The organism is Methanospirillum lacunae (assembly GCF_003173355.1).
GTDB lineage: Archaea > Halobacteriota > Methanomicrobia > Methanomicrobiales > Methanospirillaceae > Methanospirillum > Methanospirillum lacunae.
The window spans coordinates 34,120-45,818 of the sequence record NZ_QGMY01000018.1; the positions used below are offsets into that span (position 1 = coordinate 34,120).

Sequence of the window (11,699 nt, forward strand, 5' to 3'; positions counted from 1 at the left end):
CGACAATTGACCATCACAATTCAAACATCTATCAAAGATCTATGATCAGAAAGAATTCAAATCGCTGCACTATATCATGGAAATTCGCCTTGTTTATCCTGTGTGGGCTGATACTAATCAATCTACCCGCTTCAGCCGCAGGTGACACACCCCAGGTACCATCGGTGATCATCCAAGATTACAAAGTTACGCCTACAGTTCTTACACCGGGAGAGAAAGGAACACTTACAGTTACATTAAAATCAGTAACTTCAGGAACAAAAACAAGTTCAGTCACATCAGGGAGTGATACAACTTCACTCAGTTCACCGGTGATTCCTTACATCGATTCTGTCACATTCAAAAGTAAGGATATTGACCTCCTCAGTACAGACTCTAAATTTGAAGGAAACATCGGACCTGATCAGGCGATACCGGTAACATTCTACATTCAGGCACCCCAGAAAACCGGTTTGTATTTCCCTGAGATCTGGATTCGGGTACGGGACGGGCAGAGCCTTAAATATCCGGTTCCAGTCAACGTCGGCACCCAACTCTCTGTCCTTCGAACACCCACTCTCTCACTGGAAAACTCATTCCCATCCATGGTCAAACCGGGAACAAAGATCGACGGCAATATCACAATAAAAAATGAAGGTTCAAGTCAGGCTGACAACATTCAGGTAATGATAAACGGAACCCCTCCATCTGTTATTGCATCAGGAATCAGTTCATTCCAGATAGAACAACTCGCAGCTGGCCAGTCAGTTACCCGTGATCTCTCTCTGCTCGTGGACAAAAATATTCAGGCAGGACTTGTGGAAGTCCCTGTCAGAATGAAATATGCCCAGATTGATGGCTCATCTGTAGAACAACTTGGCAGCATAGGTATCGACGTCAGGGGAAATGCTGAACTCGGAATCACTGCAGTTGAGACCACCCCAAGCAGAGTCTCACAGAAACAGGCATTCGATCTGATGATACGGGTGCAGAACACCGGAACTGGTGATGCAAAGGCTGTCTCGGCAAAGATCGATCTGCCGATTGTCGGAACTAAAGAGGCATTTGTCGGAAAGATAAAACCTGGAAACGATGCTCCGGCAACCTTTATCCTTGAAGGAGCACCGGCTGGGGATTACAAGTACAAGGCTATAATAACCTGGACCGATGACTGGGGAGAGCACTCATTCACCCGTGAACTTTCACAAGGCATTCCGGGATCTGATGATTCAGGCTCAACAATACTAGGTGTTATCATTCTGGTCGTTATCGGTGCTGGAGTTTTCTGGTACTGGCGCAGGAAGAATAACCCGGATGAGATGGAATGAGTCTGCAGCACCTGAAAGTATCATTCTTCCTCGCTATCCGGGGATTATCACGGGGAAGCAGAGGAAGTCTCTACCTCTCCATCCTCATCATCGCGATGGTCTTTACAAACATGATCTTCATGTCCTCTATCATCATGGGGGTCATCAAGAATTCTGAGCGATCGATCATAGAGTACCAGACCGGCAACATTCTTGTCGAAACTAAAGATAATGAGCAGTACATCGAGGACGTGAGTAGTCTTTTAGATAAACTAAACAGGATTCCCGGAGTCATCAGGGCATCAGCCCATTATTCGATGGGAGCTACACTAAAAAATGAGGGAAACCGGATAGGAGGAACTGTCACTGCGATTCGTCCTGATGACGAGCGTATGGTTACCGGGACCTGGAAAAAGATGAAAGAAGGAGAATACCTCTCTGATGGTGAGACAGGTGAGGTAATCATTGGTATCCAGACAGCCGGTCACAAAGACAAGAATGAGGATATGGGTTCCTCACTTGGATATGTCAGAACCGGAGACCCGGTCACCATCGAATATACAAACGGGGTAACCCGTGAATATCGAGTAAAAGGGATCTTTGAGACCCGTTCTTATCAGGCAGATATGGATGTCTTTGTCACCTGGAACGAGATGGAGAGTGTACTTGGCCATCCGATTGACAGATCTACCGGCCTCATCATAAAAACCTCGCCTGATCTTCCTGAAGCACAGGTTAAGCAGACAATCTTACGGTTTGGAGTCCAGGAGAAGGTAAAGACATGGCAGGATCTTCTTGAAGAAGCATTTGGCAGGGCAATTCAGAGTTTTTCAATTATCAACAGTGTTACCGTTATCGTCAGCCTGGTCATCGCTATCGTAGTTCTCTTTATCGTCATCATGATCAAGACCTTGAACAGTCGTCGCCAGATCGGTGTTCTCAAGGCAATCGGTGTTGAAAAGAGTATCATCATCAACAACTACCTTTTCCAGGTTCTCCTGCTCACGACTGCCGGTACCATCCTTGGAGTCTGCATTGTTGAGGGAATGGTCGGACTGCTCACTTTATACCCAATCAAATTCCCTGACGGCGATGTCACCCCCTATGCCAGCGCTTCAGATCTCATCACAAACACAATCCTACTCTACATTGCGGCAGCCATTGCCGGGTATATACCAGCATGGCGTGTGGCAAGTGAGGACATAATGACTGCAATGCGGGCCTGATTATGATCGAGATAACGGACCTCTCAAAAGTATATGAAATGGGAAAAGTGACTGTTGACGCTCTCAAGAACGTAACCCTCTCTATCAAAAAGGGTGAATTTGTCGGGATCATGGGTGCATCAGGATCAGGCAAATCAACACTTCTTCACATGATTGGCCTTCTCGATACACCAACAAGTGGGAAGATCCTTATCGGTGGCATAGATGTATCAACTCTTACAGAGCAACAGAAATCCAGATTCAGGTTGAAGAGACTCGGGTATGTTTTTCAGGATTATGCCCTGATGCCTGAACTAACCGTGGAGGAGAATGTCTACCTCACATCTATGGTAAGGGGTACCAGCGAGAAAGAGTACCTGTCCCAGACAAAGGAGATTTTAACGCGTGTCGGACTTTGGCATCGCCACAATGCCCTGCAGAGTGAACTATCAGGCGGTCAGCAGCAAAGGGTTTCTATCGCTCGTGCTGTTGTAAACAGACCTGAAATCCTGTTTGCTGATGAACCCTGTGCAAACCTGGATACAGAAAGCTCCAGAAACGTGCTTGATCTCTTTAGACAGATCAATCATGAGCTCCAACAGACAATCGTGATGGTCTCTCATGAAGAGTGGCACATGGAATACTTCGACCGGGTGATCATCCTGCGTGACGGGAAAATAATTTCTGATGGTCCGCCAGTACTCCATGAACGGACAAGTACCCTTCAATCTTGAAACGCGGGATATTGAGCATACCCACTTTTTTCATTCATATACTAAAATAAAGAAAGCATCGCAATTTTACATCGATTTGATAATAATCATATTAAAGGGACAGATGCAACATGAAGTGGTTATTATGGATCGTAAAATGTTCATTATTGCAGCAGTATTATCCTGCTGTCTCATCTTCTCAGTAGTGTCGGCAACAACCACCACCCCGGCAGGTAACGCAACCAATGTTACCAAGGTTGTAAAAACCACCACACCGACCACTACATCTACCGGAAACGTCACCAGCACTGCAAAGATTGCACAACCAACCCAGCCAGCCAACACAACAACTGTTGCAAAAATCCTGACCGCACCAAAGGTAATCTCAATTACACCAAGTTCAGGAACTCTCGGAAACAAGGTCGCATTCAACGTGACAGGTTCAGATTTTGACAAGACTGCCAAGGTATACCTTGAGACAGAAGTCAAAAACAAGACCAAGACCATTGAAGCTGCAAAGAATACTGTAGTATCCAATTCACTCATCAGTGGAAACTTCAAGATGCCAACCAATGTGCCAGCAGGTGACTGGAACGTAGTTGTCAAGCAGAATGGAAAGGAAAGCTCAACACCAGTGAAATTTACAATTAAAGAATAATAAGAACCCCAATATCCGGGATCCTATACTTTTTTTCTGCGATTGTGCAAATCCCATTTCAATTATAAGGAAGCAATGCCATCTTACAATGTCACAGGGTAATGCGGATAATCCATCTGTTTCTGGATCGTCTCTCTCACCTGCCGACCAGCAATCAGTTCTGTGATATATAGACCAAGATCTATTGCAGCAGTTACTCCTCCTGCAGTGATAATCTTTCCATCAGGAACTATTCGATCTTCCAGGACATCCCGGGCAAAGTGCCTTAAAACAGGCTGCATTGCAGGATGTGTTGTAACTTTGCGATCACGAAGAAGACCTGCAGCTCCAAGGAGAAGAACTCCGCCACAGACTGCGGCAATGGTTGTATCCTGACCAACTGTAGAGATCCATTGGAGGAATTCAGAATTCTTCATGAGATCCTTCACTCCGTCGCCTCCGGGTATGACTACATAGTCATATAAAGTGAAATCTGTACAGATATCATCTGGTATCATGACAAGCCCTTCTGAGGATCTGATCTGGTCTGTATGGGAAGAAACCACATATTCTAAATCAGGGCAAAATCCCATGGTTTTAAGACGAGAGATCGGATCATAGAGTCCGGCAAAATCAAGGAGTGTAACGTTATCGTAAAGAACAAATGCGATCTTCATACTTCAAACCTGACATTTTAGAGGTTGGATGCTCAAAGCAAAGTACATACCTCACAAACTGGAACCAAAGATAATGTAGCATCACCACCAATTAAGAATCATGAAGATCCCATCACTTCATTCACTTCTCCTTCTGATTGGCTGCATCGTCCTACCACTTTTAATCGGAGCTTTAGGATCAGTTATTACAACATCTTCAATCCCAATCTGGTACAACACACTCACAAAACCCTGGTTCACCCCTCCAAACTGGGTATTTGCACCGATATGGACAATACTCTACTGTATGATGGGCGTTTCCCTGTGGCTTATCATCAAAGACGGATTTAAGAATAATGAGGTCAAAAGAGGCGTAATTTGTTTTGGAGCACAATTACTACTCAATTTTCTTTGGACTATTGCTTTCTTTGGGATGAGATCCCCGGCAATGGGGTTAGTCGTAATTATCGCACTCCTATACCTTATCGGCCTTACAATTCAGATATTTAAAAATATTTCAAGTCCTGCAGCATATCTTTTCATCCCTTATTTCTGCTGGACATGTTGTGCAACCGTACTCAATGCAGCAGTATTTCTCCTGAATATGTAAAAACATACTAAAATACGAAAATCGCAATACCTAAAACTTCAGGGGAATAATTAGTATAGAAATGGTTTATTCATATAATGATTTAACAAAAGGAAATCATAAACATAACACTTGGATGACAATTCCCATTTGTACGATACAGTAATGCCAGGGAATTTATCATCAGGCAACGATATTGTTTCATATTCCAATTTACGGCGAAACAATATCATTGCTGCATTAATAACGTGCTTTCTTATCTTTTTCTTCACCAGTCATGGAACCGGATCAATAACCTCAATAATTACAAGCGGAATCTTGGCAATTTTTGGAGGAACAATCACCTACTCCATACTTACTACTAGAATAATTTCACGGTTCAGACTGGGAATCTATGTATTAATGGGTATTTTATTCACAATTTCATTTTCAATTGAACATATTGTGTCCAGGGGTAGTATCTTATTAAGCCAGTCAGTAATTACTGCAGGGACCACCCCAATTTGTCCAATAACCATCCCGTTTGTTTCGATTCCACTTGTTTTGACAGGAAAGATGATCTTTCCCTCCACCGTTGCAGCACTAATAAGTATCCTTCTTCTCTGGCTTGCAATGATCATTCTACTTGGAAGAGGATGGTGCTCATGGATATGTTTCTTCGGATGGATCAGTCAGTTTTTTGCTGCACTTCCCAAGAAACCTTTAATCAGACTTGATACTGTTCCAAAATGGGCAAAAATGCTCCCATATGCCCTCATGCTATTTTTTATTCTCATTGCATTGGTAACGTTTTCACCGGTCTTCTGTTCATGGGTATGCCCACTCAGAATTGTATATGATCCACCAATGGTGACTTCTTCAATTGAATGGATTCAGGCACTTATCTTTGTTATTGGAGGGTTTGTTTTATTAATTGCAGGACCATTCCTCACAAAAAAACGGCTCTATTGTAGTCTTGTATGTCCCCTTCTTCCAGCAAATGCACTTGTGGGAATTGTCAGTCCATTCAGGGTGAAAGTAGATCATGAAAAATGCATCAACTGTGGCCTCTGCGTAAAGACCTGCGATGTCTTTGCTATTACTACAGAAAAGTCAGAAAAACCTGAACCAACAATCGAATGTGTCAGGTGTGGTCATTGTATGGATAAATGCCCAAAAGGAGCAATCGACTACACTCTTACTGGAACAACTACTCAGGCTCGTACATTGTTCATTATCCTGGCGGTTACATTCTGTATCATGATGGCATACACATTTGCCATGGCCATTGAGGTCTTTCTCCTCACTGGGGGGATTTCATCATGATCACGTTTTCAAACAAGGAAACAGTGAGGAGAATTCTTGCATATATTTACCTGATTGTAATTTTTATAATAACAGTCACCATGCTTATGAAAATACATTCATGAGGAGATACTGATGATTGAGACCATCGCATCAGGTATCCTTCTCGGATTATCCACGGGCCTCTTCTGTCTTGCATCCTGTGCTCCAATCATGGTACCATTCATGCTTGGAGAGAAAAGAAACCTTAAAAAAATAGTGTCCACGACAATAAATCTATCAATAGGCAGACTTTGTGCATATATCCTAATCGGAACTGCAGTAGGAATATTCGCGGCTAACCTGGAAGAAAACCTATTCCACAAAATTGGAGGAGCTGCATTAGTGCTGGTTTCAGTACTACTATTGCTATACACATTCAGCCTAATCCCAATCCACCCACGTTTTTGCGGCTGCAACCCAAAAATCCAATCAAATATTCCAGTGTTATTCGGATTCCTAACCGGGATAAATATATGTCCTCCATTCCTTCTTGCGATAAGTTATGCCATCTCACTCGGAAATCTGCTAGGTAGTATACTTTTATTTCTTGGATTTTTTATTGGGACATCCATTTATCTTGTGCTTCTCATCCCTGTTGGATACGTAGGAAAGTATGAAAATTTCAGAGTTGTAGGAAGAATCACGGCAATACTTTCTTCAATCGTATTCTTCTTTGTCGGAATAGGCTATATCGTTGGATAAACCTATTTTGCAACCCTAAAAACCATTCCCTATAAAAGACTAACCAGGGCAATAAAACTAGAATAAAAAATTTATTTGTTGAGTCTTGACATAGACTCATCAATGCGGGTTGCAATAATAGACAAATCGTTGATTATTGTTGACATCTGATTAAGAGCCGATGCAGACTCTTCAGAAGCAGAAGCCGAACTGATTGCTTCTTTTGCTGTCTCTACCGACATAGTTTTTACTTCAGATACACTGGAGGTAATTTCCTGAACAGTAGCTGACTCCTCTTCTGATAAACTTGCAACTTCAGTCATATTCTTTGAAATTTCTTCTACCTGAATTGCAATTTCATTAAAGAACTTGATTGTGTCAGTAATCGCTTGTGATCCTTTTGAAACTTCAGTATTGGCCTGGTTCATTGCATCAGCAGCACGATTTGACTGATGCTGCAGAGAACTGATAATTTTTGCAATATTTTCTGCTGAACCCTGGGATTCCTGAGCAAGTGTTTTCACTTCATTAGCGACAACTGCAAATCCCATACCTGCATCTCCTGCCCGTGCCGCTTCTATTGCTGCGTTTAGTGCAAGCAGGTTTGTCTGATCTGCAATACTGCTGATAATATCAACAATTTTTCCTATTTCAATCATCTGATCTCTAATTTCGGTAATAATTGACCCGACATCAGAGACAGCACCATTAATAGCTTTAATGCCTCCTTCAGCTACTGCAGCCTGTTCCACTCCTTTTACAGAGGTAGTATTGGCATCAAGAGTGAGATTGCTTACAGATTCCACCTTTGTTGCGACTGTTGCAACAGAATGGTTTAAATCCTCCATAGCTGTAAGAACCTGCTCAATGGCATGGACACTGTTTTCTGCATTTGTACTTACTACAGATGAACTCTGTGCTATAGATGAAGCACCCGCAGTTATCTCTTCAATACTTGCTGCAGCTTCTTCTGATGACGCAGTGAGGGAATTAACCTGTTCAGAAACATCCTTGATAGCAATTGAGAGTTCAATACCAATCGTGTTGAGTCCATTCTTCAGGGAAATCAGATCTCCTTTTGTAATAACAGTTTCATCAAACCGGGCAGAAAATTTGGCTTGTGCAAACTGTTCTGAAACACGAAGTGCCTCATTGAGAGGAGTGGTTATGGCATCAAGCATGTTATTGATACCAATGATGATATCCTTGTATGCTCCGATGAACTTTGAAGAATTACCACGTTTAGCAAGTTCTCCATTTTCTGCATCCTGAATCAATCCTTTGATCTCACCAGTAATACCAGATATTGACTCAACTAACTGAATAAGAGCATGTGAGATCTCATCTTGCTCATCCTTGGGTACGACATTAATCGAAAGATCACCAGATGCAATCTTTTTGAGGGCAGATACAACAGTATTTTGGAGGTTATCAGAAAATGCATCCATTTCCCTCCCCAAAATTCCTATCTCATCATCCCGGTCAAGTTTGAGCCTCTCTGAAAGATGACCTTTCCCCATCTCACTGATCATTCGTGCAGTTTTTTCAATGGGTGTAGTGGTTTGTCGGGCAAAGGCAATCCCAATGAACATAACAGCAATGATAGTGAGGATAGCAATTATGAAGATGAGAAGTATGGCCTGCCGTGTTGAATTGGCCAGTTCATTTACAAGATTATCGTTTTCAGTTTGTAACTTCTCTCCAAGAACCTTAGTAGGCTTCAGGAATTCATCGATATACACAGCAATGCCGACAACCATATGGACTCCATCCTTGGATGTCAGATTTACCGGATAATAACTGATAAATTTATCCCGGTATGATCCATCAGTCTCTTTTGACTTGTAATATCCTGTTGCCGGAGATCCATTTTTAATCCGGTTCACTATTTCGTAAAGTTCAGGTTGATCAACCTTGTAATCCTCATAGGACATACCTTCTTTAGCTTTTGAAGAATGCATGAGGTTTTTAAATCCTATTGGATCTCCAATAAGACTGGAACCCTGTGAACCAACCGGTTGTACAGCAATTGCCCTGAAAGCAGGATCTTTCGAAAGATCAGACCAGGTTTTATCAGGATGATCTGCCAGGTATATCTCTAATTCTTTGGCGATAGATTTTGTACTGTCAACCGCATTATCTTCAGCAAGTTTTTGTAATGCACCGGTTGAAGAGGTAATGGATTCATTTCCAATCTCATTTACCTTGATGTCAATCGTATTACTGACTGAAAATAAACTAAATATACCAATTGACCCAATAATCAGCAATGGAATTACTGAAATTCCAAGCATCATAAGAATTAAACGACGTTTAAACTGCATTTTCCCCCCACTGTAAACATTTACTCACTTTAGATCTGGTTTTGCACCTGATGATCGATCATTATAGAATATATAAACATCAGGCTGGATCCAGCACTTTTTGTACACTTCCTGAAGTTGAAGACATTTTTTTAAATTAATGTCTAAAACAATTAGTGAGACCGTAAACTAATTAAGGAAGGCCATAATGGCGCCATCGACACAAAATATAAATGATATGAATGAGAACCCTGTATTTTGAGAGAGAATAATGAATAAACATACATTATCCTCCGATTTTGAGGTTTTTTAGGAGGGTGCCATAGCATACACAAAGTCAATATCGGCTTATTCATCTGATCCGAGATATTAAGGCGAATAGGGAAAATAAAGACAAGAACAACCATTTAATTAAATCTGCATTTTTTAAAAAACAGATGCATCATCAGGAACTTTAATAATTATGATAGAACCATCAGTTCTCCGAGGGTTCGTACACACCGGGAGTCATTCTTTCTAAATTTTTTTTATAACCCTATATTCTCCTCTCATGGTACACAAAAGTATTTGTTAATTTGTAGGAATTTATGGAAACGGAATATTGGAAACTCACACAAACGAAAACAATCTTGTAAACTATTTCTCTCTGTTTCCCGCGATATCTATATCTTCAGACAGGGTAATTCCTGCAATAATATATCCTCCATCATTTGTCTGCAGGATACTTTCTCCAGAATCATACATGCTCCCTCCCAGACTTTTTTCCCATTTCAGGCCCCCATCAGGGCCAAGTTTTACTATCCAGTAATCAGAATCTCCGTGGTTCCCGGTGACATCACCATCATCGGATGCTGATCCCCCTGCCACTATATATCCACCATCACGGGTCTGTCTGATACTTTTTGCTTCATCAATGCCTTTTCCACCCAAACATCTCTGCCATGCAAGATCCCCTCCTGGAGAAAGTTTGACTATCCAATAATCGAGCTCACCGTGATTACCGGATACATCACCATCATCGGATGCTGAAGCTCCGGCAATAATATATCCGCCATCAGAAAGTTGCTGAATAAAATATGGTATATCGTTTTGTGATCCTCCAAAACACTTCTGCCAGGTGATTTCAACCCCGGGGGTAAGTTTGACTATCCAATAATCGAGATCACCGTGATTACCGGATACATCACCATCATGGGAGGCCGATGCTCCTGCCATGATATAGCCACCATCTATTGTCTGACGTATACTGTATCCCAGATCATCTTTTGTTCCTCCAAAGGTTTTTTTCCAGATGAGATCTCCGGAAGAGGTCAGTTTTGCAATCCAAATATCGCGATCACTGCGGCTTGGGGTGTGCAATCCATCTGGAAACCTGATACTTCCTGATACGATATAACCACTATCACGGGTCTGCTGGATACTATGGATCTCTTCATGATTTGGAGTGTCAAGACTTTTTTCCCATGAAATCAGGCCTTCTCGTGTAAGTTTAATGATCCAGGAGGTATTCATACTCTGGTTTATAGTGGCATTCTTTTCACCGGGTCCAAATTTTCCTCCATAAGCATACCCGCATGATTCTGTCTGACTCAGGATATCAGGAGATTGCCAACCCGATCCACGGTAACTCTTCTGCCATACTATCTCACCACCAGGACTCTGTTTCACAATCCAGTAACCAGGATTCTGCCTGGAGTCAGTACCATTCTCTCCAGAAGAATCAGGCCTTCCGATCAAAAGATATCCCCCGTCACTGGTCTGCTGGATAATATATGATGAATCAGTAATTGGTCCGTTCAGGCATTTTTGCCAGTATATTTCAGGGGTTATAATGTCTGGGTACTCAATATCAATGGTATGATATGAAGATTCCAAAGAATCAGATCCTGCAACAGAAACAGGTAATGCCAGGAACAAAAGCATCAGCAGTACTCCTGGAATCATGAAGACAGCCTGATGAACAATATGCGAACAAACCATTGATGTCATTATTTTTTTGTCGAAGAAGATCAGGAGGTATTACTCTTTACTCGAACACGAGAGATGATAAAGGTTATTTCCGATACTTGAAACAGAATATCTCAAACCCGGTTGTTCCAGGTAAAAATGCGCAGATGCACAGGGATAAGATATTTGATGAGAATCAGAGTTCCCAGATTCGTGGGACCAAAACTATAGAACTTCCATTAATAACCAATCAGAGAAGAAATTTCGTATACATACATTAAAGAATATAACGGTGTAATCACCGTCACATTACACTTCTCCAGGAAGTGAAATGGTAGTGCAAGTAATAGGATCGT

The 11,699-nt window shown here is 41.9% G+C and carries 10 protein-coding genes; 7 read left to right on the forward strand and 3 right to left on the reverse strand.

Annotation, left to right across the window (positions count from 1 at the left end):
• Positions 1-41: 41 nt before the first annotated feature.
• The 4 genes from DK846_RS16715 to DK846_RS16730 all read left to right on the forward strand — a co-directional run bounded on the left by DK846_RS16715 (position 42) and on the right by DK846_RS16730 (position 3,862).
• The gene (locus DK846_RS16715) at positions 42-1,307 is read left to right on the forward strand and encodes a COG1361 S-layer family protein (protein ID WP_146201263.1); all 1,266 of its coding nucleotides are present in this window, start codon (positions 42-44) and stop codon (positions 1,305-1,307) included.
• Positions 1,304-2,512 carry an ABC transporter permease gene (locus DK846_RS16720; RefSeq protein ID WP_109970144.1) on the forward strand — a complete coding sequence of 403 codons (1,209 nt, stop codon included), beginning with the start codon at positions 1,304-1,306 and terminating at the stop codon, positions 2,510-2,512. Before DK846_RS16715 ends, DK846_RS16720 begins: the two co-directional genes overlap by 4 nt.
• 2 nt (positions 2,513-2,514) lie before the next feature.
• Entirely contained in the window at positions 2,515-3,225 is a 711-nt protein-coding gene (locus DK846_RS16725) for an ABC transporter ATP-binding protein (protein WP_109970145.1), read from the forward strand.
• A 124-nt stretch (positions 3,226-3,349) separates the two neighbouring features.
• Complete coding sequence (locus DK846_RS16730; RefSeq protein ID WP_181391846.1) at positions 3,350-3,862, forward strand: IPT/TIG domain-containing protein; 513 nt, start codon at positions 3,350-3,352, stop codon at positions 3,860-3,862.
• Between the two features lie 83 nt (positions 3,863-3,945).
• Here DK846_RS16730 and DK846_RS16735 read toward each other — a convergent pair whose 3' ends face one another.
• On the reverse strand, positions 3,946-4,518 hold the full coding sequence (locus DK846_RS16735) for a DJ-1/PfpI family protein (RefSeq protein WP_109970147.1): 573 nt from the start codon (positions 4,516-4,518) through the stop codon (positions 3,946-3,948).
• Positions 4,519-4,618: 100 nt separating this feature from the next.
• Between DK846_RS16735 and DK846_RS16740 the strand changes: the two genes are divergently transcribed.
• From DK846_RS16740 to DK846_RS16750, 3 genes are all read left to right on the forward strand, one after another.
• The gene (locus DK846_RS16740) at positions 4,619-5,107 is read left to right on the forward strand and encodes a TspO/MBR family protein (RefSeq protein ID WP_109970148.1); all 489 of its coding nucleotides are present in this window, start codon (positions 4,619-4,621) and stop codon (positions 5,105-5,107) included.
• Positions 5,108-5,251: 144 nt separating this feature from the next.
• The gene (locus DK846_RS16745; RefSeq protein ID WP_109970149.1) at positions 5,252-6,391 is read left to right on the forward strand and encodes a 4Fe-4S binding protein; all 1,140 of its coding nucleotides are present in this window, start codon (positions 5,252-5,254) and stop codon (positions 6,389-6,391) included.
• A 114-nt stretch (positions 6,392-6,505) separates the two neighbouring features.
• Entirely contained in the window at positions 6,506-7,114 is a 609-nt protein-coding gene (locus DK846_RS16750) for a sulfite exporter TauE/SafE family protein (RefSeq protein WP_109970150.1), read from the forward strand.
• Between the two features lie 71 nt (positions 7,115-7,185).
• Here DK846_RS16750 and DK846_RS16755 read toward each other — a convergent pair whose 3' ends face one another.
• Entirely contained in the window at positions 7,186-9,417 is a 2,232-nt protein-coding gene (locus DK846_RS16755; protein WP_109970151.1) for a methyl-accepting chemotaxis protein, read from the reverse strand.
• Positions 9,418-10,032: 615 nt separating this feature from the next.
• Positions 10,033-11,385, reverse strand: coding sequence for a secretion protein (locus DK846_RS16760; RefSeq protein WP_109970152.1), 1,353 nt, complete (start codon positions 11,383-11,385; stop codon positions 10,033-10,035).
• Positions 11,386-11,699 lie beyond the last annotated feature (314 nt).

Coding starts and splice junctions, on each gene's coding strand:
- DK846_RS16760 (WP_109970152.1), bottom strand. CDS start 11,385: ATGACATCAATGGTTTGTTCGCATATTGTTCATCAGGCTGTCTTCATG.
- DK846_RS16740 (WP_109970148.1), top strand. CDS start 4,619: ATGAAGATCCCATCACTTCATTCACTTCTCCTTCTGATTGGCTGCATC.
- DK846_RS16715 (WP_146201263.1), top strand. CDS start 42: ATGATCAGAAAGAATTCAAATCGCTGCACTATATCATGGAAATTCGCC.
- DK846_RS16755 (WP_109970151.1), bottom strand. CDS start 9,417: ATGCAGTTTAAACGTCGTTTAATTCTTATGATGCTTGGAATTTCAGTA.
- DK846_RS16730 (WP_181391846.1), top strand. CDS start 3,350: ATGGATCGTAAAATGTTCATTATTGCAGCAGTATTATCCTGCTGTCTC.
- DK846_RS16720 (WP_109970144.1), top strand. CDS start 1,304: ATGAGTCTGCAGCACCTGAAAGTATCATTCTTCCTCGCTATCCGGGGA.
- DK846_RS16725 (WP_109970145.1), top strand. CDS start 2,515: ATGATCGAGATAACGGACCTCTCAAAAGTATATGAAATGGGAAAAGTG.
- DK846_RS16750 (WP_109970150.1), top strand. CDS start 6,506: ATGATTGAGACCATCGCATCAGGTATCCTTCTCGGATTATCCACGGGC.
- DK846_RS16735 (WP_109970147.1), bottom strand. CDS start 4,518: ATGAAGATCGCATTTGTTCTTTACGATAACGTTACACTCCTTGATTTT.
- DK846_RS16745 (WP_109970149.1), top strand. CDS start 5,252: ATGCCAGGGAATTTATCATCAGGCAACGATATTGTTTCATATTCCAAT.